Origin of the sequence: Streptomyces xanthochromogenes (assembly GCF_014650455.1) — a bacterium.
Lineage (GTDB): Bacteria > Actinomycetota > Actinomycetes > Streptomycetales > Streptomycetaceae > Streptomyces > Streptomyces xanthochromogenes.
In genome coordinates this window covers 17,477-38,014 of record NZ_BMUZ01000020.1, presented here as the reverse complement: position 1 = coordinate 38,014, position 20,538 = coordinate 17,477, and the positions used below count along the sequence as shown (strand labels likewise).

General features: G+C 72.7%; 26 protein-coding genes. All 26 read right to left on the bottom strand.

All coding sequences use genetic code 11. The features are described 5' to 3' along the window. Positions 1-343 precede the first annotated feature (343 nt). The 26 genes from IE267_RS36635 to IE267_RS36510 all read right to left on the bottom strand — a co-directional run bounded on the left by IE267_RS36635 (position 344) and on the right by IE267_RS36510 (position 20,524). On the bottom strand, positions 344-2,731 hold the full coding sequence (locus tag IE267_RS36635) for a DUF6248 family natural product biosynthesis protein (protein ID WP_189766204.1): 2,388 nt from the start codon (positions 2,729-2,731) through the stop codon (positions 344-346). A 168-nt stretch (positions 2,732-2,899) separates the two neighbouring features. After that, complete coding sequence (locus IE267_RS36630; protein WP_189766203.1) at positions 2,900-3,499, bottom strand: hypothetical protein; 600 nt, start codon at positions 3,497-3,499, stop codon at positions 2,900-2,902. A gap of 250 nt (positions 3,500-3,749) precedes the next feature. After that, positions 3,750-4,169, bottom strand: coding sequence for a hypothetical protein (locus IE267_RS36625; protein WP_189766202.1), 420 nt, complete (start codon positions 4,167-4,169; stop codon positions 3,750-3,752). 66 nt (positions 4,170-4,235) lie between these two features. After that, on the bottom strand, positions 4,236-4,838 hold the full coding sequence (locus tag IE267_RS36620) for a hypothetical protein (RefSeq protein WP_189766201.1): 603 nt from the start codon (positions 4,836-4,838) through the stop codon (positions 4,236-4,238). A gap of 97 nt (positions 4,839-4,935) precedes the next feature. Continuing rightward, complete coding sequence (locus tag IE267_RS36615) at positions 4,936-5,511, bottom strand: hypothetical protein (protein WP_189766200.1); 576 nt, start codon at positions 5,509-5,511, stop codon at positions 4,936-4,938. Positions 5,512-5,597: 86 nt separating this feature from the next. After that, positions 5,598-5,816 (bottom strand): hypothetical protein, encoded by a 219-nt coding sequence (locus IE267_RS36610; RefSeq protein WP_189766199.1) that lies wholly within the window; start codon positions 5,814-5,816, stop codon positions 5,598-5,600. Positions 5,817-5,902: 86 nt separating this feature from the next. Further along, a complete protein-coding gene (locus IE267_RS36605) occupies positions 5,903-6,214 on the bottom strand; it encodes a hypothetical protein (protein WP_189766198.1) in 312 nt (103 codons plus the stop codon). 539 nt (positions 6,215-6,753) lie between these two features. Next, positions 6,754-8,232 carry a DUF2637 domain-containing protein gene (locus tag IE267_RS36600; protein WP_189766197.1) on the bottom strand — a complete coding sequence of 493 codons (1,479 nt, stop codon included), beginning with the start codon at positions 8,230-8,232 and terminating at the stop codon, positions 6,754-6,756. Between the two features lie 139 nt (positions 8,233-8,371). After that, positions 8,372-8,629, bottom strand: a complete 258-nt coding sequence (locus tag IE267_RS36595) for a hypothetical protein (protein WP_189766196.1) — start codon at positions 8,627-8,629, stop codon at positions 8,372-8,374. After that, positions 8,626-8,925 (bottom strand): DUF6247 family protein, encoded by a 300-nt coding sequence (locus IE267_RS36590; protein WP_189766195.1) that lies wholly within the window; start codon positions 8,923-8,925, stop codon positions 8,626-8,628. Before IE267_RS36590 ends, IE267_RS36595 begins: the two co-directional genes overlap by 4 nt. Continuing rightward, positions 8,922-9,269, bottom strand: coding sequence for a hypothetical protein (locus IE267_RS36585; protein ID WP_189766194.1), 348 nt, complete (start codon positions 9,267-9,269; stop codon positions 8,922-8,924). The genes IE267_RS36590 and IE267_RS36585 overlap by 4 nt, the downstream gene beginning before the upstream one ends. A 69-nt stretch (positions 9,270-9,338) precedes the next feature. After that, on the bottom strand, positions 9,339-9,905 hold the full coding sequence (locus tag IE267_RS36580) for a hypothetical protein (protein ID WP_189766193.1): 567 nt from the start codon (positions 9,903-9,905) through the stop codon (positions 9,339-9,341). Positions 9,906-9,930: 25 nt separating this feature from the next. Further along, positions 9,931-10,500, bottom strand: a complete 570-nt coding sequence (locus IE267_RS36575) for a hypothetical protein (RefSeq protein ID WP_189766192.1) — start codon at positions 10,498-10,500, stop codon at positions 9,931-9,933. Between the two features lie 114 nt (positions 10,501-10,614). Continuing rightward, positions 10,615-10,803: a hypothetical protein gene (locus IE267_RS36570; protein ID WP_189766191.1), complete on the bottom strand. Its 189-nt coding sequence runs from the start codon at positions 10,801-10,803 to the stop codon at positions 10,615-10,617. Between the two features lie 22 nt (positions 10,804-10,825). Beyond that, positions 10,826-11,251, bottom strand: coding sequence for a hypothetical protein (locus IE267_RS36565; protein ID WP_229861634.1), 426 nt, complete (start codon positions 11,249-11,251; stop codon positions 10,826-10,828). Beyond that, a complete protein-coding gene (locus IE267_RS36560; RefSeq protein ID WP_189766190.1) occupies positions 11,248-12,126 on the bottom strand; it encodes an AAA family ATPase in 879 nt (292 codons plus the stop codon). The genes IE267_RS36565 and IE267_RS36560 overlap by 4 nt, the downstream gene beginning before the upstream one ends. A 109-nt stretch (positions 12,127-12,235) precedes the next feature. Next, positions 12,236-12,985 carry a diguanylate cyclase domain-containing protein gene (locus tag IE267_RS36555; RefSeq protein ID WP_189766189.1) on the bottom strand — a complete coding sequence of 250 codons (750 nt, stop codon included), beginning with the start codon at positions 12,983-12,985 and terminating at the stop codon, positions 12,236-12,238. Then, entirely contained in the window at positions 12,982-13,281 is a 300-nt protein-coding gene (locus IE267_RS36550) for a WhiB family transcriptional regulator (protein WP_308428881.1), read from the bottom strand. The genes IE267_RS36555 and IE267_RS36550 overlap by 4 nt, the downstream gene beginning before the upstream one ends. Before the next feature lie 90 nt (positions 13,282-13,371). Further along, on the bottom strand, positions 13,372-13,599 hold the full coding sequence (locus IE267_RS36545) for a hypothetical protein (RefSeq protein ID WP_189766188.1): 228 nt from the start codon (positions 13,597-13,599) through the stop codon (positions 13,372-13,374). Between the two features lie 95 nt (positions 13,600-13,694). After that, positions 13,695-14,327 (bottom strand): DUF6919 domain-containing protein, encoded by a 633-nt coding sequence (locus IE267_RS36540; RefSeq protein WP_373304634.1) that lies wholly within the window; start codon positions 14,325-14,327, stop codon positions 13,695-13,697. Between the two features lie 116 nt (positions 14,328-14,443). Then, positions 14,444-15,091, bottom strand: a complete 648-nt coding sequence (locus tag IE267_RS36535; protein ID WP_189766186.1) for a hypothetical protein — start codon at positions 15,089-15,091, stop codon at positions 14,444-14,446. 20 nt (positions 15,092-15,111) lie between these two features. Then, complete coding sequence (locus tag IE267_RS36530; protein ID WP_189766185.1) at positions 15,112-15,393, bottom strand: hypothetical protein; 282 nt, start codon at positions 15,391-15,393, stop codon at positions 15,112-15,114. 120 nt (positions 15,394-15,513) lie between these two features. Further along, entirely contained in the window at positions 15,514-16,065 is a 552-nt protein-coding gene (locus tag IE267_RS36525) for a hypothetical protein (RefSeq protein WP_189766184.1), read from the bottom strand. 122 nt (positions 16,066-16,187) lie between these two features. Next, positions 16,188-16,577, bottom strand: coding sequence for a hypothetical protein (locus tag IE267_RS36520; RefSeq protein ID WP_189766183.1), 390 nt, complete (start codon positions 16,575-16,577; stop codon positions 16,188-16,190). 125 nt (positions 16,578-16,702) lie between these two features. Continuing rightward, entirely contained in the window at positions 16,703-17,956 is a 1,254-nt protein-coding gene (locus IE267_RS36515) for a hypothetical protein (protein WP_189766182.1), read from the bottom strand. Positions 17,957-18,160: 204 nt separating this feature from the next. Next, a complete protein-coding gene (locus IE267_RS36510; RefSeq protein WP_189766181.1) occupies positions 18,161-20,524 on the bottom strand; it encodes a hypothetical protein in 2,364 nt (787 codons plus the stop codon). Positions 20,525-20,538: the final 14 nt, after the last annotated feature.

Here is a 20,538-nt window from a genome sequence, read left to right as displayed (position 1 = left end):
CAACTCTTGAAGGTGAGATCAAGACGTCCGGGCAGGTCACATGCTGTTTTTGTTCCGGCGTCGGAACGCCGTACGACGGCCTCGGCCGGGGGCTCCCTCGTCGGTCGGGCAGGCGTCAGCCGCCGCGGGCCGTGTCGGGGTGCCGGGCTCGCCGTAGGCGACCGCCGCAGGCGGCTTGGCCTGGCGGCCGGGCGCGGGCTGTGGCCTCCTCGGGGTGCCCGTCCGGCGAGGGAGCCCCCGGCCGCCCCCACCCCTGCACCACCCGCTCAGCGTGCGGCCGACGTCCGTCCCCCCGCCCCCTTGGAGAGAGGGCCGGGGGGTGTGGGGGGCAGCGCCCCCCACGTCACCACAGGGCGGTCTGCACCGCGTCCGCCTCGGGTGCCCGGACGGGCCCGGCGGCCTGCGCGGGAGTGAGCTCGGGCGCCGTCGGCGGACCGGCCGGGGCGGGCTTCTTCTTCGCTGGCCGGGCCGGTGCGGGGCCGTCCTTGGGACACTCGCACCGGCACCACCACACGCACGGCTCGCCGCCCGGCCGGGGGATGAACTCGGCGACGGTGCGCCCCTGATGGTTGGTCACCCAGTCCCGGTTGCTGTCGACGCTCGGGCCGCCCTCCTGCCGGTGGACGCAGATGTCGCACCGGCCGTTGAGGCAGTTCCAGCAGGTGCCCCGCTCGCACGTGCTCCACCGGTGGAACCCGAACGGGTAACGGTCCTCCATCTCCTGCCAGTGCGCGGGCCACGCGTGCTCGCGCACCCACGCACCGGCGTCCTCCGACATCGGCGACGCGTTGGGAACCGGATCGGTGATGCCCATGATCAGGGCCCCCTGGAGGTTGAGCAGCGGCATGTCCCGCACCCGCTCGCGCTCCTCCGGGGTGAGCAGGCGCTGCGGGCGCCGGATGACCTTACGGACGTCGTGCGCGGGCCGCTGCTCGCGGGCGGAGCGCGGAGCGAACAGGCGCCGCAGCAGAGGCTGGTCGGCGCGTGCCACGGTCGTTGTCTGCGGCTTCATGGGTGCCGGTTCGGCGGCTGCGGAAACGGTCTCCGCCGGGACCGGGTCCTCCTCGCGCCGCTGCTCGCCCTTGAAGTAGCGCCCCTCGGACAGCAACGGGTAGCCGCCACTGCGCGTCGGAAGCGGTACGAGCCGGGCGTCCTTCGCAGCGGCCTGGGCGAGGCCCTGGCGCTCTGCGCGCCACACCAGACGGGCCACCCGGCAACCGGTCGGCGACTTCACGATGCGGCGGCTGCCGTTGCCGTCCAAGTGCACGTCCAGCAGTCCGGCTGCCCACATCCCGGCCACTCGGCCGCGGGCCACCTTCTTGTTGACGTCCCAGCGGTCCGGAACGCAGTCCAGGGCCCAGAACCCGTCGTCGTACTCCGCCAGGTCGGCGTGCTCGGCCCAGTGCAGCACGGTGCGCTGCGCATCCGAGAGCGGCCAGCGCTGCGCCTCGGCGATCTCCTCCGAGGTGAGCGGGTCATCAAGCAGCTGGTGGGCCGCCTCGAAGTGATCGCGGGCGGCCTCCGCAGCCTCGTACTTGTCGGCCCACTCGCCGGACAGCGTGATACGGACGCCACCTTGACAGCGGGCGCACTGGATGGCCCACCACTCGCGGTACAGGGTTGACGGCAGCGGCAGGAAGTACATTCCCGGCGGCAGGGACGGCCCGGGCTTGACCAGTGTCACGGCAGGCTCGGCGGCCGCCGCCGGCGCGTCCTCGGCCCGGGGCTCGACGGCCGGGCGGGGGGGCTCGACGCCCGGGCAGCAGCCGCCCTCGTCCTCCCATCGCTCAGCGGCCTCGCGGGCGGCGCGGGCCTCCTGCTCGACGAGCGTCACCGGGCGCCGGTAGCGGCCCACCCCGTGTTCCAGGGCGGGCAGGCGGCGGGCTGCGGATTTCTTGTCGTCCCTGCGCTTGTACCGCTTCGCGACGCAGGCGTAGCGGGCCTCGTACGCCGCCTTGTCGCTCTCGTACAGGCCCGCCGGGTGCAGCCGCGCAAGCTCCAGGGCGGCCTGTCCCATCGGTGTGGCCGCGAGAACGCGGGCGTCGTCGGTCGCGTCGACGACGACGAGGAACCCGGCTGCGTGCAGGTCCTGCGTCCGCTCCCGGCTGATCTTGCGGCCGCCGCTCCAGGTGCCGCGCTCGGCGGCCTGCCGGACCTGCCCGTCGCGCTGGTACAGGCGGCCGGTCTCCGCGGCCTGCAGGACCCGCACGTGCCCGGCGGTCCACCCGAGCCGGGGGACGGCGCTCTCGGCGAGGTAGGCGTTCATCCTGGCCAGGTGCCGGTTGTCGGCGTCCATGCCGGTGGCAGCCCGCTCCTCGGCCTCCTGCTCGGCCTCGGCGCGGCGCCGCTCGCTCTCCCGCTCGGCGTGCTCGGCGGGCGTGAGCTTGCGCTCCAGCTCGGTGCGCAGCGCAGCCGCCGTCGTCTCGATCCCGGCGGCCTCCTGGGCGCGGACGGCGTAGTCGACGGCGCCGCTGGCGCAGTAGCGCAGCGCGCTGTCCGGCATGCTCGGGTCGGCCGCGTACTGCTCTGCCCGGGCGGCGTGCCCCTCGGCCTCGACGGCCTCCCGGTGCACCGCGTGCATGATCTCGTCCCGGTGGGCCTCGGTGCGGGGGGTGCTGCGGCACGCGGCGCTGAGCGCCATGTCATCGGCTGCGGCGGCGAGTTCGGCGGCCTGGCGGGCCACCCGGAGGCAGGTCTCGGGGGTGGGCTCCCCGAAGTCGGTCTCGGTCATGTGCTCTGCCCTTGCTCGTTGAGGGTTCTCGGTGGTGCCGGTCCGGGATTCCCGCCCATTTCGACACTGCTAATTCAATCAAGTAATGAGGGTTAGGTCAAGACGCTGCCGCACCGGCGGTCGGCCCATTTCTCAGGCAGTGCCGCCCGTGCGCGTCGCGGCCGCCGGTCAGTCCTGCCTGCGGGCCTCGGTGACGGCGCGCTTCCAGGTGCTCAGGCCCCCGCCGTGCTGCTCGGCGAGGGCGGCCGCGACCTCCCCCGCCTTCCGGTCGGGCGCGGCGGCCAGGGCCTCAGCCGCCAGGGCGACCCTGGGGTCCGGGCCCTTCGCCGGCTTCCGGCCGGCCGCTCCGGCGCGGGGCCCGGCGTCGGCGTAGGCCCAGAGCTGGCGCCGGGTGCGGTACTCGCGCGTGCGGCCGCTCTCGAGCTCCTCCTCGCGCACGGGCGCGGGCCACCCCGGCGGCGGGTTCTCGCGATAGTGGCTGATCGCGCTGACGCTGATCCCGAGGACCTTGGCCTGGACCGCCGGGGGCAGTTCCTCGTCGGGGCTGCCGCTGTAGTCGACACCGTTGTGCTGCCGCCGGTGCTCGGCGTGCCAGCGTTCCCAGACCTCCAGGTCCCAGTACAGGGCGCGGTCGATCCGGCGGGCGGGCGGGTGCTCGTTGTCCTCACGGTCCGCCCACAGGTTGCGCAGGGTGGCCTCGCCCTTGTACCCGGCACGCTCGGACAGCTCGGCCCGGGTGGCGTACAGCCGTCCGTCAATGGTCTTCATGGGTCCTGCTCCTTGGTGTGTGTAGGACGCGTCTACCATGTTGGCGTGCTCGGGTGACGGCCTGTTGAGGGCCTTCGGTGGCCGAGCCGTTGCGGCCGGCGGGATTCCCACGCTTTTTTGCGCCCCGCCGGCCGCCTGCATGTCCCGGACCGTCCGGCCGACGGGGGAGCAGGGATTTCTGCCCCCCGCTCCCCCGCCGGCCGCGCTGCCCCCAATCAGTGCGGAGCGCGGGCGCCCCGCACTGGCGGTGTCACCACAACCGCCCGCCGGTCTCGCGCCACTCGGGCTGCTCGCCGTCCTCGAACGGCTCGATCACGCCCATCGTGCCGACGTCGCCGTCCTGATAGCGCAGCTCTCCGTCGAATTCATGCGCCTCACCCATCCACGCGGACAGAGCCATGAGGCGGCGGTTGATCGAGAACGAGTAGGTCTCGGGGTCGCCCACCCGCAGGTACTTGATGGCCTTCGGACGGCCCTGGTCGTCGGTGCCGCTGTCCGGGTCGGGCACGAGCACCCACGCCTCGCGCTTGACCAGCGCCGCCAGTTCGCTCTCCGGGATGCCGTGGGGGGCGACGTGAAAGTCTCCTCCCTCGGTCAGCTCCCACAACTGCGCGAGCGGGACGGGCGGGTACAGCTCGACGGTTCCCTCGACGCTGAAGTCAACAGACATGATTCCTCCTGGGGGGGCGCCGGGCCCGGCGCGCGTCCGGACCCGGCTGCCTGTGGGGTGGGGGAGCTACTTGCTGTAGGCCGCGATCAGCTCGCGGACCTTCGCGTCACCGACGCAACCGGCGGGCGCCCCGAACTCCTCGGACGCCGGGTGCCGGTAGGTGCTGGGCAGCGCGCCCACGGGTCGGCCTCGCAGGTGCGACCAGTAGCGCGGGCCCTGCCAGCCGCACAGCTCGCACTCCATCCAGTGCGGGTTGTCGGAGCCGGGGAACCCGGTGAACGGCCTCCACCGGAACGTCGCGAGCAAGGCCATGACCGACTTCGCCGCGTCGACGTTGCGGGGGCTCTGCGGCATCCGCTCGTGCAGCAGCGGCACCGGGTCCATCAGTACGGGCACCGGGGCGGTCACGGTCTCCAGCGTCATGGCCGTGATGTGACCGGCTCCGTACTGGGCGGCCACGTGCCCGGCCGCGGCCAGGGCGGCGCCCTGCGGGACGCCGCGGCGGCCCTTCTCGGGACGACCGAGGTTGTGCTCGCCGCTGCTGGTGATGGTGAGCCAGTCACGGTGCCAGCGGAAGACGGCGCCGATCACGGTGTCCGTGCCGGTCAGGACGGGGTAGCGCTGCTCCCAGTCGGGGGCGCCGAGCCGGAACGCCGGGGTCCTGGTCATGTGCGTGCCTTTCGTTGAGGTTGATCGGTGTCGAGCGGCCGGGCCGGTGGCGCGGGCGGGGATTCCCGCCCCCGCCCGCGTCACCGGGGGCCGCGGGTCAGCGGCAGGTGGGGCGGCCGTAGACCATGCACCCGTGCCGCAGGTGGGTCATGAACTCCAGGTGCTCCGCGCACATGCGGGGCGTCCACGGGCTCAGCGGGGAGATCGGGAAGTAGGTGCACGCCCCGGGGTGCTCCTGGGCGGCGAAGGCGTCCTCGTAGTCGCCGTACAGCTCACCGTCGCTGCGGCCGTCGGCGATCCGGATCGCGAGCCACCCGCGCTCGGCGCGCTCAAGGCGGCGGCCGATCTCGTCGCCCATGCGGACAGCGGCGTTGAAGGCAGCGAACTCGCGGCGGGCGACGTGGGCGGCGTGGCCGTGGCTGACGGCGGCGACGGCGAGCAGCCGCACCGTGCCCTCGGCGTCCAGGCAGTCGCCCTCCAACTCATCCCACTGGAGCCGCCGCTCGACCGGGTCGACGGCGCGGCGCTCGACGTAGCGCACCCGGCGCACGGGGGTCCGGCCCGCGCAGACGTCGTCGGCGGCGGGGCCGTCGTCCGCGATGACGAGGTACTCGGCCGGGGCCTTGCCGAGCTGCACGCGGCAGGCGGCGGGGGTCTGGCTGGTGATGGTCATGTGCGGCTTTCTGTCGTTGAGGTTCTTCGGTGGTGGGCTCCGGCGGGGGGAGCGGGATTCCCGCCCCGCTCCCCCTGCCGATCTCGTCACTGCGGCCGGGTGACGTGCTCGATCTCGTGGGCCTGGTAGCGGCCGATGTACCGGCCGCCGAAGGTCACGCAGCAGTACCACTTGGTGGGCGCGTACTCGTAGGTGAGCCAGCCCTGGACCACGCCGTCGCGCGGAAGCCCGAAGGGGCCCTCTCCGGCCTGGGTCACCGTGTCGCCCGTGGTGAACCCTTCACGGCTGTCCATGCGGTCGACCATCGCGGGATTCCTTTCGTTGAGGTGGTCGGTGGTCCGGCGGGGTGGGCGGGATTCCCGCCCCGTCCACCCCGCCGGGTGACGGTCACTCAGGACCGGCGGGTGATCTGCCGGGTGAGTACCTCGTAGCCCGCGCCGCCCCTGGCCTGGAGCAGTCCGCCGTGCAGGTCGGCGCGCTCGATGCCGGTCAGCGGGCGCACACCGTGCCCGGCAAGGAAGGCGTCGACGGTGTCCACCGCGTAGGCGGCGGTCTCCAGCCACTCGCCGCTGCCGTGCACGTCCAGGACGGCGCCGTCCTTCCACAGCTCGACGTAGTAGAGGCGCAGCACCGGCTCGAACGTGGGCTTGAGCTGGGTGTTGGCCTCGTCGTCCAGCAGGAGCGGACCGAAGGTGACGGCCATGATGATCCTTTCGTTGAGGGTTCTCGGTGGTGCCGGTCCGGGATTCCCGCCCCGTTCCGACACTGCTAATTCAATCAAGTTTCAGGGTTGAGGTCAACCCGAAACGGCAGCTCAGACGGTGTTTTTTCGAGGCCGTGTCCGGCGTCCGCACGCCGCACGGCGGGCCGGTCGGGGGATTCCCTCCGCGGCGGGGCAGGCTCCGCCGACCGCGGGCCGTGTCGGGGGGCCGGGCTCGCCGTAGGCGACCGCCGCAGGCGGCTTGGCCTGGCGGCCCGGCGCGGGCTGTGGTCCCCTCCGGGTGTCCCGCCGCGGAGGGAATCCCCCGGCCACCACCCACCCGCCACCACCCACCGGCCGCAAGATCAAAAACGGCACCCCCCACCCCTCTGTGGAGGGTCGGGGGGTGTGGGGGGCGGAGCCCCCTGCATCACCACCGGCGGCGGAAGTCGGCCGTAGCGCCGCACCCCCACCCTGTTGTGCCGGAACAACGGGACAGGGGTGCGGGGTGACGGATTGTTGGGTCGGCACAACGAAGGGCGTCAGCCGATGCTGTCCTCGCGCCACTCCTTCATCGCCTTGGACACGGTGGCGGGCGCGACGCCGACCGTGGCCGCGAACTTCGCCTGCGAGGGCGGCGGCCGCTCGGCGCCCTTCGCCCGCAGGAAGTCCTCCGCGAGGCGCCGACGCCCGGCGCGGTCCTCGGAGTACCGCTCGGCAGGCTGTTCGTAGCCCTCCCCCGCGCCGTCGCCGGCGGCGTCTTCGCGGTACCCGTTCGCGCCGTTCACGGTCGGCGCGGCCGCGTACGCGGAGGTGTTCGCGGTGAGGGCTCCGGCGTTCGCGCCCACCAGTCCGCGGTCGCCCTGGCCCGCGGAGCCGTCCGGACTGTAGGGGGCGGGCACGGTGCTCCTGACGACCGACCGCGAGGGTGCGACCGCGGGCACGGTCGCGCGTTCGCGGTGCGAATCGCGCAGGTCAGAGCCAGTCACCGGGGCCGGACCGGCGGCTGTGACCGGCAGGCGTTCGCTCGTCGGCTCCCAGGACGTTCGCGCCGTCGCCATGTCGATGAGGGGACCGTTCGCGGCCGCCGGGCTCGTCGACATGTCGTTCGCGGGTGCCTCCTCCTCGGCGTACGCGCCGCCGTTCGCACCGTTCGCACCGTTCGCGGGAAGGCTGCCGGGGCCGGGAGCTTCGCGGTCGGTGTTCGCGCCGTTCGCGGTGAACGCGCCGACGGCGTTCGCGGTCCCCGGATCACCGTTCGCGATCAGATGCCCGGGGATCGGCAGCCCCCGGCGAGCATCGCGCATGGCCCGCAGCTCGAACGCCCGCGCCCGCTTCTTCCAGTTCCTCCTGCCGTACTTCTCGCGGAGCTCGTCGCGCAGGGTCAGCCGGTCCCTCTCCAGATCGAGCGCGGCCGTGCGGGTGTAGACCTCCCACAACCTCATGCGCCGCCACACCCCGAAGGTGCTGACCGGGGCGAGGAACCACCGGGCGATCCCGAGCGGCTCGTACTGGCGGCCGTCGGCGATCCGGGCCCGGCGGGCAATGGCCCGGCGCAGGGCCTCGGTGATGACCACGACCAGCCCGGGCATCGTGGCGTGCGCGGCCGCCTCGATGTAGGTCATCCACCGGACTTCGCCGTTCGCCGGCCAGCCGCTGGCCGCGTTGAACGTGACGGTGGCGAGGGTCAGCACCCATGCGAACCACCGCAGGATCGGTGCCGGGGTGCGGATCGCGCACAGGAAAAGATCGGCCGCGATCAGGCCGACGATCCCGACGTCGATGCCGATGGGGAAGACGTACGAGAACCAGTCCCAGTGCCAGCCGAGCGCGAGGTCGCGCACGGAGCGGTAGGAGCCGGTGAAGCCGATGACCGCGAGCGCGATGGCGTTGACGGCGACGACGACGGCGGAGGCGAGCAGGCCGCCGCGGATCGGGACCAGGACCTCGTCGTCGGGGGCGGCGCGGCCAGCTGATATCGGCGGCCGTCGCTCGGCTCCGGGCACCGCGTACGTCGTCACGGCGTCACATCTCCTCGGTTTTGCGGGCATTGGAGATCAGCACCGTACGCCGAAGTGCGTGGGCCGCGATGCCGCCGGACACGACGAAGCCCCCGTCGGTGGACCGACAGGGGCTCCTCGCAGGGGAGGTGACGGCCGGTCACCCGGCCCAGACGATGTCCAGCACATACAGGTGCTGGCGCGGCTGGTTGACGACGTAGACGACGGTGAGCGGGCCGACGTCAGCCCGGCGCAGGTCCGGCCCTTCCGGGTCGGTGGGGTCCCACTGCGGCCACCCCCACGGCTGGCGGGAGGCGATGTCCAGCACGTCGCGCACCATCTCCTGTACCTCCAGCGGGAGCTGGGCGAGGACGGCGGACGCGTTCGGGGAGAGCCGGGCGGGCCAGGCCGGGGTCACCCGCGGGACCCGATGACGTCCTCCAGGGGGACGCCGTCGGAGGTGTCCATGCCGCCCGCGAGGAACGCGGCGACCGCGGGGGCGGTGTCCAGGCGGCCGCTCCACTCCCGGATCGTCTCGTGCAGCGGGGTCAGGTCAAAGGTCTGCCGGGCCGTCTCCAGGGCGTGCCCCCAGTCCCGTTCGAAGGCGGGCAGCCAGTGCGCGGCGCGGGCGTGGCGGCTGATGCGCTCGCGCAGCTGCGCGGCGGCCGCCGGGGACGGCGGCGGTGCGGGCTGATGGACGGGCTGAGCGGTCATCGCACGGGTCCTTCCGGTGTCTGGGTTCGAGTGTGGCGGGCGGCGGCGAGGGAGTCGAGAACGGCGGCGCAGGCCTCGGCAAACAGGGTGGTGAACGGCTCCCCCTCCCCCGCGGCCTGCTGGCACTCCCACAGGGCCGTCGCCGCGAGGTCGGCCAGTTCGCCGACGGCCGCCGCGTCCAAGTGCAGCGTGCCGCCGGGGCCGGTGCCGCAGCGGGGCGAGGCCTTCGTGAGCCAGGCGGGCAGCGGGTTGGGGTGGTGGCACGCGGCAAGGGCAGCGTGCAGAATGCCGGGCGCCGCCGCGGCGACGGTCGCCGGGCGGCGGGTGGTGGCGGTCTCCTGCATGTGCTTTCCTCCCTGGCGGGCGCCGGGGCCGATGTCCGCGGTCCCGGCGCCCGCCTCGGTCGGGTCGGCCTACGACGCCCCGAGCAGGTCGGCGACCTGCGGGCCGACGTATTCGTTGATGAGCCGGGCGGCGGTCTCCACGGCGAGCTGCGCGTCGTCGACCAGCTGCTCGGGACGGCCGGAGGGGACGAACAGGGTCCAGTCCGTGGCGGGCACGAGCATCACGGCGGACGCCAGGACGGCCGTCCGCTTGATGTACGCAGGCGCCCACAGCTGCGGGTACGTCTCGCCGCGGCCGTACGGGGCCTCCCAGTCGCCCACCTCGTAGCCGGGGCGGTGCTCGCGGGCGAGCGCCCGGTGCGGCAGCGGCATGGTGACCTTCACGATCGGGTCGCCGTCCTCGTCGCGGTCGAACGTGACCGACAGGTCGGGACGGATGTCGATGTAGCCGGGCGACATCACCGGCGGGGTCGCGATGCGCCACGCCCACGCGGTGAACAGGGCGCGGTCGGTGCGGTCTTCCTCGAAGAGTTCCTCCGTGCGGGCGCTGATGTACGAGCCGAACCGGCTGTCGGCGTTGCGGCGGTCGTACTCGCGGTCAACGCGGACGAGGGTGGTCGGGTCCCAGTCGGACATGGTGGTGCTCTCCTTGATGGTGGAGTCAGCGGCGGAAGGGGTTGCCGAGTTCGCCGCGGGCGACGGCCCGCACGAGGGCGGCGACCTCGGCGGCCCCGGCCGTGGTGGCGGGGGCGGCGATCGAGACGACGGTGGCGCCGTCGGCGTTCATGCTGATGTCCCAGCCGCCGTTGGAGTAGATGCCGACGACCAGGCTGGCGTCACCGTGGTAGCCGCCGCGCGGCGTCTCGGGGAGGCGCCCGACGACCGCCTGGTGCTTACGCGGGTTGGGCAGGACGGTCAGGCCGATCTCGGCGGAGGTCAGAGCCGAGACCAGGTCCTGGCACAGCGCGGTGACCTGCTCCCCGGTGCGCTCGGTGTCGGGGGTGCGGGTGTAGCGGCTGGCGATGACCTCCAGCGCGCCGCCGGCCAGACTCACCGCCCAGTCCCACTCCTTGGGCGTCACGCCGTGCCGCTCACCCGCGGCCCACAGGTCGCTCAGCAGGGCGGCGGCCTCGTCGAGCACGCTCGGCGCGTACAGCGTCGGCAGGCCGGTGGCGGCCTTCTTCACGGCGGCGTACGCCGCGGCGCTCGGGTCGGTGTCGGTGGTGCTCATGTACTTCCCTTCATGGCGGAGCCCGGGGCAGATGGCCCCGGGCCCATGCTGTCGTGCCGTACGGACAGTGCGGGGCGGGATCGGGTACTTCCCGCCCGGGCGGGGCTACTTCACTCAGGCCTTCTGCAACTCGTGGCCGTGGCAGAGGACCGGGCCGATCAGGAAGCTGATCCGGTTGACGGTCCACCGGCCGCCGGTGAGCGGCCCCGGGGCCACCTCGTCGACGATCCGCCCGGTCTTGCCGACCGCCCGGGGGTCGTCCTCGCAGGCGACGATCCGCACTGTGTCTCCGGCCTGGAACATGTCGTGTCCTCTCGTGGGCGGGTCAGGCGCCGGGCTGACCGGCGGCGGTCCAGGCGGCGTACTCCTGGCGGACGTACGGGCGCTGGCTGGGGTCGAACTCGATCGAGTGGGGCCCGTGCGGTCCGGCGGTCATCTGCGGGTGCTGGTGGTCGAACTGGGTCAGTTCGAACGCGGCCCGGACTGCGGCGCCCCGGGCCCCGGGCCCGGGGTCCTCGACGGCCATGCGGTCCATGAGGGCGGCCCGGCGCAGAAGGAAGACCCGGTCGACCGTCGCGGCGTCGGGTGCGGGCGGCACGGTGACCATCCCGTTGCGGCGGCCTTCGCGAACGGCACCCAGCTCCATCACGTCGTGCATCTCACGGCGCAGGTTCGGGGCGTCGGAGTAGGCCTCGGACGGGGTCGGGGCGTCGAACCCGTCGCCGGTGTCAGGGTTCATCGCTGTGCTCACACCGCCTCCCGCGTGGTGGCGCCGGCGGTGCAGCGGTCGCACCGCACAACCTCCTCGGGGAAGTCGTCGTCGTAGACGGCGAGCAGGTCCATTGGGCTGCGCACCGGCACCCAGGCCGGGCCGGAGCAGCCGCCCAGGCACGGCACCTGTGCCTCGAACCCCCAGTCCATCGGGTCGGGGAACCAGGTGCGGTAGGCAACGACGATCTCGTCGCCGCCGACCGCGAGGGCGCCGATCGGGTCGTGGTTCGGGCGCAGGTGCGTCCAGTGGAAGGCCTGCGCCAGGTCCTCGCCGAAGAACCGGCGGGCCAGCACCCGGCGGGCGTACTCGGTGTGGTCGCCCTCGACCTGGTGGTCGGCGTGGACGCGGTCGACGGACCGCTGGAGCAGCAGCCGCAGCCGCATCAGCCGGTCGTCGGTGACGACGTGGTCGAAGCCCTCGGCGTGCAGGCCCGGGCGGGCGAGGCTGATCTGCCGGTACTGGCGCCGGACCTCGCTGTCGGGGACGCGCCGGTTGTCCGGGCGGCGGGAGTTGCGGGCCAGGCACTGGCGCAGCGGCGCGGTCATCACCACGGCGGCCGCGGGCAGCTGGTGGGCGTGGGCGGCCTCGATCAGCCGCTTCCTGACGTCGACGCGGGTATTCGTCGCATCGACCAGACACGTCAATCCGCGGGCGAGACGGCGCTCCAGGACGGCGTCCAGCAGGAACACCGCGTCGGCGGTGGCCTCTTGGTCGCCCGCGTCGCCGGAGACGGTCCACCGGTAGGAGTCGAGTGCCAGCCGGTAGTCGACGGGCCAGGTGCGGGCGAGGGTGGACTTGGCGGAGCCGCTCGCGCCGATCAGCACGATCACGGACGGTTCGGGGATCGGGTTCATGTCGGGGATCTCCTGGGTCTCGGGTTCGGAGGGGCCCCGGGGGGCGGCCGGTGTGGTCCTGGCCGGGATGGCGGCCGCGCCCCGGGAATCGTGCGGTGGGTGCTGGCGGTCAGCTGACGGCGGCCAGCCGCGGCGCGTTCTCGCGCTGGCGCCAGGCCTCCAGGACCTTCTTCGGGATGCGCGCCCGGTCCGGCACGTCGTGGCCGTGCTCGCGGGCCCACGCCCGGACGGCGCCGGACTCGTAGTCCCGGCGCAGCGGGAGGCCGCGCAGGACGGCGAACGCCGGGGCCAGCAGCAGGCGGCGGCCGCGGCGGGTGCGGCCCTTGACCCGGTACATGGCCTGGTCGGCGGCGTTGAGCGCGGCCGACAGGGTCGGCTCGGGCAGGGCGGCGAGCCGGGCGGCGCCGATGGAGGCGCCGACCGTGAACGTCACGCCCTGGTGCTCGACGGGCTGGCGCAGCAGCTCGGCGAGGTCGGCGAGCCGGTCGTCCAAGCGCGTGTCGTCCTCGACGACGGCCACGAACTCGTCTCCCCCGAGCCGCCCGGCGACTCCGTGGGCGCCGCACCAGGCGGCCAGCCGCTCCCCCGCGGCCGCGAGGACGGCATCACCGGCCGCATGACCGTGCACGTCATTGACGCATTTGAAGCCATCCAGGTCCGCAAGGAGAACCGCGGCGCAGGGGCGCCGGCGGATGACCCGCTCGGCCCGCCGACTCCAGCCGTCGCGGGTCCACAGCCCCGTCAGCGGGTCGTGGCGGGAGCGGTCCAGCCGCCGGTGGAGGCGACGGGCGTGCAGCGCCCACCCGGCTGCCAGGGCGAGGACGGCGAGGGCCTGGTTGATGTCCGCCGGGTTCGTCATGCCGCCCGCCTCATCGCGTTGCGGCGTAAGGCGTTGCGCTCGGTGTGGCTCATACCGCCCCAGATGCCGTCGGCGGCGAGGTAGGGGTTGGCCAGGGCCCACGCCCGGCAGTTGTCCAGGACCGGGCAGGCGACGCAGAACGCCTTGGGAGGACCGGCGTTCACGCCGTGCGCGGGGAACCAGAAATCCGGGTCCTGACGGCACGGCTCGTCACCGGTCATCTCCGGGTAGGGCACCGACGGGTCGGCCAGCTGAATCAAGATGACCGGGGTCTTTCCGCCTGTCTTCTGGGTCATGATGGGCAATGCCCTTTCCTCTACAGGGGGTTCGGGTGGCCCGGGGCGGGCGATCTGCTTGGTCGTGGTGCCGCCCGCCCCGGGGCGGATCTACAGCAGGTCGTCGTGCCAGACGACCTTTATGGCGTCGACGTCGGCGACGGCACCGCTGCGGTGCCGGACCGCGTCCTCGGTGTCGACGTCCTCGCGGACCTTCTCGACCACGTCGCCGCGGCCGGGGAAGCGTGACGCCGGGTATGTGAACCACTGGACGCCGGTCCGGGGCTGCTCGTGCTCGCCCGGGGTGCGGGTCGGGATCTCAACCGCCCAATGCGCCATGAGGTTCACCTCCTTCTCGCTCTGTTCCGGATACCGGGGCTGTCCCGGCTCCCCTTGCCGCCCCGCTCCCCCGGGCCGGGCGGCGCGGGCAGCCGTCAGGCCGCCGTCCCGGCATCGGCGGTGCCGTGCGGAAGCGCCGGGTCGCCGTGCTTCCCGATGACACCGTTCAGGGCGCTCCACAACTTCTCGCCGGCGGCGGCTCCGTACTCGGGGGCGGCGAGCGTGACCCGCACAGCGCGGAAGACGTCGTCCAGGGCGCCGCGGCCGATACCCCGCCAGACCGTGTCCCGCAGCTCCGCGAGGCTCATGTAGCCGCCGAAGGTGGTGTAGGGCTTCCCGCCGCGCTGAGTGACGGCAATGCCCCGCTCGCCGGTGTCCAGCGTGTCGACGATCTCGTGCTCCAGGCCCGCCTTCTCGGCGGCGTCGACCAGGGCGCGCAGCAGGTCGTAGTTGCGGACGAAGCCCTCGACGGCGGCCCTCTGCTGCCAGATCTGGCCGTCGAAGCCCTCCACGGGGCCGATGCCGGGCTGGGAGGCGATGGTGACGTACCCGGCGCGGTTGGCGGCCGCGAGCGTCGGGATCAGCTCCTGGGTCTCCTCGTCGGGGCCCCAGTTGGGCTGGTAGCCGGGCCAGCTGGCGACGTGCCCCTCCAGCCAGAGGGCCATGAGCCCTCCGAGCTGACCGAGGTCCTGCGCCGACCTCCAACGGTTCCGGTCGAGACGGCTCATCCAAGGCAGTCGGATCTTCACGGGGTTCTCCAGACGTTGAACGGACGAGTGGGTGCGCGGTCGTGCTGGCCAGATCTCCAGGGCCCACGTGCGGGACGCGGGCCTAGGGCTACCGGTCAGGCGGTGCGGCGCTCGTCGTCGGTGTCCTTGACGACGTGCAGGGGCGGGAGCTGGCCGGAAGCGCGGAGCATGCCGGTCGGGTCGAGCGGACCGTCGGCGAGCGCGGCGCGGTGGGCGATGGCCTCCTCCATCGCGGCGGCCGCCGCGGACTGCTGGCGGGCCACCTCGATCCGGGAGTTGGCGTCGATCTCCGCGATAGTGATGTCCGCAGAGCGGTCCACCTTGAGCGCGGCCATCTCGGCGGCATGCTGGGTGGCCACGCGGCGGTCGTCGCGGCGGGAGCGGGCGATCAGGACGCTGGACGCGATGACGGCGACGATCCAGATGATGAGCGCCGGGGCGATCGGGTCGGAGTAGACGCCGACCGACAGGGCGCCGAAAGTCAGGGCCATCGACGAGAACACCGCGCTGGCGGTCTCCTCGTCGCTCTTGACGGCGAGGTAGCCGGAGGCGGCCCCGAAGGCCAGCATCAGCCCGGCGGCGCCGACGCTGTGCTCGGCACCCTGGGCGTTCCAGATCCGGGCCAGGGTCAGCAGCGTGCCGGCGGCCACGGTGGTGCCCGCGTAGGCGCGGTGCTCGCTCAGGAACTCGGCGGGACTCTTCGGTGCGGGCATCTGGCCGGGGGCCGGGGGCTGCTTGGACATCGGAGCTCCTCGCGGGCGGGTCAGTCGGTGGAGTCGGGGGTGTGGGTCGTGGCCCGGGCCTCGGCCTGGGCGCGGTGTTCGATCAGTTGGCGGCGCACGTACTCGCGCTTGAAGCCGATGGCGTCGCAGGCCTCGGTCTGCTTGACCTCGCCGCTGTCGATCGCGGCGGCGACGTCGGCCCAGAAGTCGAACTCGGCGTCGGCCTTGCGCAGGTCGCGGGTGGTCTTCGCTGCCGCCAGGCGCTGCTGGACCTGCTGTACGCGCCGGGCCTCGGCGGCCTTGTCGGTGTCGGGCTTGGACATGTCGGGGGCTCCTTCGGGATGGGGGAGGATGGGTTCTCCTCCTGCTCCGTTCTGGAGCGGGTTCGGGGCCCGGGGCGGCCGGAGTTCCTTGGCCGGGATGGCGGCCGCCCCGGGGCGAAGTCACTCGCTGAGTTCGCGGTGTCCCAGCGACTCGGCGGCGGCGCGGATCAGGGCGGTGGTGTCGCTGAGCGCGGACGCCTCCTCCATCTCGCCGTCCTGGGCATACGCACCGCGCAGCCGCGCAGTCAGTCCGTGCAGGGCGGGCAGGACCTCGCTGGTTTGGAGCGCGAGCCGGATCTCGTCGTAGTCCGCGCCGTTGGTGATGTCCTGGGCATTGGCCCTGAGGGCGGCGGCGACGTCCCACAGGTCGTCGCTGTCGCGACGGTCGGGGTCCACCCGGTCGGCGATGTCGTATGCGGCCGCCCTGATCAGCTGAGTGGTCCCCCACGCGGCCAGGATCAGCAGGATGACCCTGTTGGAGGTGATGTTGAGGACGGTGGTGAACTCGACGACGTCGTTGACCATCCAGGCGATGACAGCGGCGTAGATGGCGCCGATGGTGACGTTCCCGGCGTGGATGCCCACCAGGCGCAGGACGCGGACGGTGAGGCGCCGGGCCCGGAGGGCGCGGCCGTGGAGGTCGCGGGAGTTGAGGTGCTGGATCGCGGTCATGAGCGGGGATCCTTCCCGTCGGATGCGGCCCGTGGTCGGTGCCGCACTCTCAGAATGCCTACTTTTTGTAGGCCTGTCTAGCGTGTGCCCACCATTTGTAGGCATCTTTTTGTTTTCGCTGGTCAGGCTGCATCAGCGACCGGGACGGCCGGGGCGGGGATCGTGGCGTGGGCGGCGACCGCGAGGCGGGTGACGAGTTCGTGCGCGGACTCGCCCGCCTCGACCAAGGCGTCGGCGAGGTCGGCGTCGCCGAGCGCCACGGCGGCGGTGGTGAGCGCGTCCAGGTAGACGGCCATGTCGTAAGCGTCGGCGCGCAGGTCGATCAGGCCGGGCTGGTAGGCGGCCGGGCTGCTGAGGCTTGCGGCGCCGGCCAGGTGCTCCGGCACGCGCTCGTCGGTCAGCCGCTCGATCTGCTGGTCGAGTGCGGCGACGAGCTGCTCGGTGGTCTCGTGCGCCCAGGCCCTGCCGGTGAGGCGGGCGGCGAGGGCGGTGAGCTTGGCAGCGACGTTCACGGGGTGGCTCCTTCGTCAGACGGAATCCGGTCGGGACTGACCAGATGCTCCCGCCGAGTCCCGGACCCTGTTACTTCCGAAGTGCCGGAGTTACAGAGTCCGGGGTTCAGCGGCAGCGCCTGGGGCTAATCGTCGGAGGCGGTCTCGAAGGCAGCCGCGGCCACCGCCGCCGCGACATCGACCGCCTTCTCCACGGCCGTGCGGACCTGCTTGACCTCGTCGGGCGTCAGGGGGCGGCTGGAGCTGACCACGCGGCCGTGCTCGTCGACGACGATGTCGACCGCGCTGCGCGCGGCCGGCGCGGCCGCCGGGCTTGCAGTGGTCACAGGCTTCGAGCCGCCCCGCTTTTGGACTGCCTTCCTCCGGGCAGGGGCCTGCTTCCGCGCGGGGGCCTGCTTCCCGGTGGGGGTCTGTTCAGCTGCAATCCGTTCCTCGGCGGCGGCCTGCTTGCTGGCAGAGACACGCTCCTGGGCCGCGGCCTTCTCCTTCTGCACGGCCAGTTCCCGGGCCGCGGCCAGTTCCCTGGCTGCGGCCCGCCCTTCGGCCGCCTTCTCGTGGGTGACGGCCCTTTCTGCCGCGCGCTCGTCGAAAGCGGCGACTCGCTTGGCGGTCTCCGCGACAACGGCGGCTGCCGTGGTCGCTTTCACGGTCCCGCGGCATTCGGTACAGGGGACGGAGACGCCAGGGCCAGTGATACGCCCCGAGTCCTCGCAGACCAGGCATTTCGGTCCTTTGGTGGCGGCTTGCATGCCGTACGCCTTGCGGTAGGCGGAGACCGGCGGCGTCTTCGGGAGCTTCGGCTCTGCCGGACGCCGTCGGGAGGCTGTGACCGGCTCGACGCCCCCGGCCTGCATCGCCCAGGCCATGCGCAGGACGGCGGCCACCGGGCGCATCGCCTCGTTGCGCACCCGCCTGCCGACCTTCTTCCTGGCCTTGCGGATCTCCCGGCGGACCTTCGCCTTGGCCTTGCGCCGGACATGCTTGGTGACTGCGGCCGCGCCCTGGCGGATCTCCTTGGCGTAGTCGATCGGCGGGGGCGGCTCCTCGCCGTAACCGGCCTCGACCAGCCACAGCCAGCCGGATTCCTGCTGCCCGGCGCGCAAGCGGCAGTACGCCATCCACTGCACGACGGCGACGCGGGGCTCGACCCAGGTGTGCCCGATCCCGCAGGCGGCCTCCACCGCGGCGTCCATGCCGGTCTTGAAGGCCAGCCGCAGGCCGGTGTCCGCCTCGCACACCGGGCAGGCCAGCACGGTCGGAATCCACACCCGGCGCCACGTGTGCTCGGGGTCCTCGACGACGTAGCGGAAGCGGCGCTCGAAGGCCAGGTAGTGATCACCGTTGTCGGGGCTGAGGGCCCGCCACGGGCTGATCGGCATCGGATCTCCTCCGGGGAACATTCGTGATCTTCCGGACGTAACAGCGGCGGAACTAGGGGAAACGTGCAGGTCAGGGGCTCGGAACAGGTCGGGAACGGGGTCCGGGGAGGGGAACGTGTTCCGGCCCGGGGCGGGGGTTCCGGCCCTGTTCCGGGCTGGTTCCCCCTCGCTGACCTGCATGTTTCCTGGTGTTCCGGAAGCGGATCAGCGCCCGTCGGCCTCGCCGGTGAGCCTCTTGAGGTCGAGCAGGCGGTAGCCCTTGGTCTGCTTGGAGCCCTTCGGCCGGAAGGTCTCCTTGGCCCACTTCTGACCCCGCGGGGCGAGGACCTTGTCGAGCACCAGGGCCAGGACGGCGCCCTTGGTCATCGACGGGCCGTCGCCGGTGGCGAACTTCTCCAGGTCCCACGTCTCGGGCTGGACCTCGTGCAGGGCGTCGAACAGCTCGTCCTCCGTCAGGCCGCTCGGGTCACCGAGGGACCGGTAGATCGAGCGGATCACCTGGAGGAGGACCGGCAGCGTCTCCTCCTCGGCCTCGTCCTCGTCGCCGTCCCACGGGTCGCCGCCGCCGGGGTTCGGCAGAACGACGCCGGGGGCGAAGGCCTTCGATGCGGCGTCCAGCTCGCACATCCCGGCCGCGGCCCGCTCGGCGGCCCGGCGGTCGGCCTCGTCGTCGCTGGTGATGCAGGCCCGGTACGGGATCGGCTCGCAGTAGTCGCCGCCCGCCATCACGTACGCCACGGAGGCGTCGTTGACGGCGTCGCCCATCGCGGGCAGCAGCCGGTCCGGCCGCCACCCCTGGGCCATCGCGCCGCCGCCGGCGATCTGCACGATGTCGTCCTTGTCGCACGCGCACATGACCTGGACCGGGAGTTCGGCCAGCCACATGTTCGCGCCCACCCGGTCGCGGGTGACGCCCTGCGAGGCGATCTCCACGCCCACGTCGGACTTCAGCGAGGTGAGGTTGATCTGCTTGACCAGCTCGTCCAGGCGGAGCGGCTTCTCCTCGCCCTCCTCGGGCTCGGGGAAGGTCTCACTCTTGGCGGCCATCACCAGAGCCGGAAATTCGTCGATAACGACGGTAATTCCGGGTCGCTCCGGGCTGGATTCCCAATTCAGACCCATTCCCAGCCGGTCAAAGAGCTTCGGCCGACCCATTCCCACCGCGAGGGCCCACTCCAGAACAACGCGGGCCTCCTTCGGCGTCCGGGCGACGGCAGACATGCACTTGCGGTACGGGCCGAATCCCGAGCCGTAGGAACCGAGGTCGATACCGACGATGATCCGGTCACTGGTCGCGGTGAGCGCGTCCAGGCGGGCACGCAGCATCGTCGACTTCCCCGAGCGGGACTTGCCGATGTACGCGGCGCTGGTCCGCTTGCCCGGAAGGGCCAGGGGACGGCCCGACATGTCGGCACCGAACTGCGCCTTGTGCAATTCGTGCGTGGTGACCGACTTCGGCGCCCGGTACGGCAGTTCCGGAACGGCCTTCCACGGGTCATCCCCCGGAATACGCAGCACGCATTCATTACGGGCCTTGGCGGACTGCTGCAAGAGAGCCGAATTCGTGCGGACGCCCGGCAGGCACGCCTCCAGCAGAGCAAGGTTGTCGGACAGCTTCTCCGGTGTCTGGTTCTTCAGCACGATCTGGATCTCAAAGCCCCAGTTGCGCGGGAAGATCTGCAAGGAGTGGACAGCGATACCGATCTCCTTGGTCAGCGCCTCGTGCAGCATCGCCTCGAAGGCCCGCGGCGTCATGCCCATCTCGAAGCGGTCCGGCAGACCGGCCTCGGCGCGCTCCAGCTCCTCCAGCTCCTCCGGCGACATGTCGGGGCGGCGCCCGACGCGGGCCAGCACCGCGAGGTTGACGAGCGCCCCGGCACCCAGACCGATCAGGCCGTCCATGAACACGAACCCGGCGGCGTCGATCCCTGCCATTGGCAGGTACGCGGCCGCCACCCGCTGGAGAATCTTGACGCGGGCCGTGGAGACCGCGGCGGTCGCCTGGACCAGGGCCATCGACGACTCCTGCTGCGCGACGTCGGCCGCCTTCTTCTTCGCGTCCCGCTGGAGCAACGCGAACTGGGCCCGGCGGGCGGCCCGCGTCGCCTCCACCGCGAGCATCTCGGCACGCTGCTTGGCGGCGTCCGCGTTCTGGCCCTCGACCCCGCGCACCCAGCGCTGCACGCGCACCCCGCCGCGGATCGTGGTGGGGACGATGCCGCGCGGTGTCCACTGCCGCGACGCCCACCGGCGGACCCTGCGCCGGGCCTGGCGCTGGACGTAGGCGCGCCGGGCGGTGCGGCCCTCGGGGGTGCGGAGCGTCGGGTGAATCCAGGGCGCGTCACCCTCCGCGTCCTCCCCCAGCTCCCACTCGCGGGCCGGGATCACCCGTCCTTCGACTGGCGCGGCCGCGGGCTTGGTCATGTCGACGCGGGCCGCCGGCGGGGCGGGCTCGGGCGCCGTGATGTCAGAGACCTCGGGCTCGTCCTCAATAAAGGGCAGCCGGATCACCTTCGCCATAGGCTCGTCGCGGCCGGTCTTCGCGGTCCGCTCGTCGGTCTCGGTCATGCTGGAATCGCCTC

Bases quoted from the DNA above. Each gene is read 5' to 3' on its own strand.
- IE267_RS36620 (WP_189766201.1), bottom strand. From the start codon at position 4,838: ATGACCAGGACCCCGGCGTTCCGGCTCGGCGCCCCCGACTGGGAGCAG.
- IE267_RS36570 (WP_189766191.1), bottom strand. From the start codon at position 10,803: ATGTTCCAGGCCGGAGACACAGTGCGGATCGTCGCCTGCGAGGACGAC.
- IE267_RS36525 (WP_189766184.1), bottom strand. From the start codon at position 16,065: ATGACCGCGATCCAGCACCTCAACTCCCGCGACCTCCACGGCCGCGCC.
- IE267_RS36535 (WP_189766186.1), bottom strand. From the start codon at position 15,091: ATGTCCAAGCAGCCCCCGGCCCCCGGCCAGATGCCCGCACCGAAGAGT.
- IE267_RS36635 (WP_189766204.1), bottom strand. From the start codon at position 2,731: ATGACCGAGACCGACTTCGGGGAGCCCACCCCCGAGACCTGCCTCCGG.
- IE267_RS36545 (WP_189766188.1), bottom strand. From the start codon at position 13,599: ATGGCGCATTGGGCGGTTGAGATCCCGACCCGCACCCCGGGCGAGCAC.
- IE267_RS36585 (WP_189766194.1), bottom strand. From the start codon at position 9,269: ATGCAGGAGACCGCCACCACCCGCCGCCCGGCGACCGTCGCCGCGGCG.
- IE267_RS36605 (WP_189766198.1), bottom strand. From the start codon at position 6,214: ATGGCCGTCACCTTCGGTCCGCTCCTGCTGGACGACGAGGCCAACACC.
- IE267_RS36510 (WP_189766181.1), bottom strand. From the start codon at position 20,524: ATGACCGAGACCGACGAGCGGACCGCGAAGACCGGCCGCGACGAGCCT.
- IE267_RS36515 (WP_189766182.1), bottom strand. From the start codon at position 17,956: ATGCCGATCAGCCCGTGGCGGGCCCTCAGCCCCGACAACGGTGATCAC.
- IE267_RS36550 (WP_308428881.1), bottom strand. From the start codon at position 13,281: ATGACCCAGAAGACAGGCGGAAAGACCCCGGTCATCTTGATTCAGCTG.
- IE267_RS36575 (WP_189766192.1), bottom strand. From the start codon at position 10,500: ATGAGCACCACCGACACCGACCCGAGCGCCGCGGCGTACGCCGCCGTG.
- IE267_RS36555 (WP_189766189.1), bottom strand. From the start codon at position 12,985: ATGACGAACCCGGCGGACATCAACCAGGCCCTCGCCGTCCTCGCCCTG.
- IE267_RS36630 (WP_189766203.1), bottom strand. From the start codon at position 3,499: ATGAAGACCATTGACGGACGGCTGTACGCCACCCGGGCCGAGCTGTCC.
- IE267_RS36610 (WP_189766199.1), bottom strand. From the start codon at position 5,816: ATGGTCGACCGCATGGACAGCCGTGAAGGGTTCACCACGGGCGACACG.
- IE267_RS36590 (WP_189766195.1), bottom strand. From the start codon at position 8,925: ATGACCGCTCAGCCCGTCCATCAGCCCGCACCGCCGCCGTCCCCGGCG.
- IE267_RS36560 (WP_189766190.1), bottom strand. From the start codon at position 12,126: ATGAACCCGATCCCCGAACCGTCCGTGATCGTGCTGATCGGCGCGAGC.
- IE267_RS36540 (WP_373304634.1), bottom strand. From the start codon at position 14,327: ATGAGCCGTCTCGACCGGAACCGTTGGAGGTCGGCGCAGGACCTCGGT.
- IE267_RS36530 (WP_189766185.1), bottom strand. From the start codon at position 15,393: ATGTCCAAGCCCGACACCGACAAGGCCGCCGAGGCCCGGCGCGTACAG.
- IE267_RS36625 (WP_189766202.1), bottom strand. From the start codon at position 4,169: ATGTCTGTTGACTTCAGCGTCGAGGGAACCGTCGAGCTGTACCCGCCC.
- IE267_RS36580 (WP_189766193.1), bottom strand. From the start codon at position 9,905: ATGTCCGACTGGGACCCGACCACCCTCGTCCGCGTTGACCGCGAGTAC.
- IE267_RS36615 (WP_189766200.1), bottom strand. From the start codon at position 5,511: ATGACCATCACCAGCCAGACCCCCGCCGCCTGCCGCGTGCAGCTCGGC.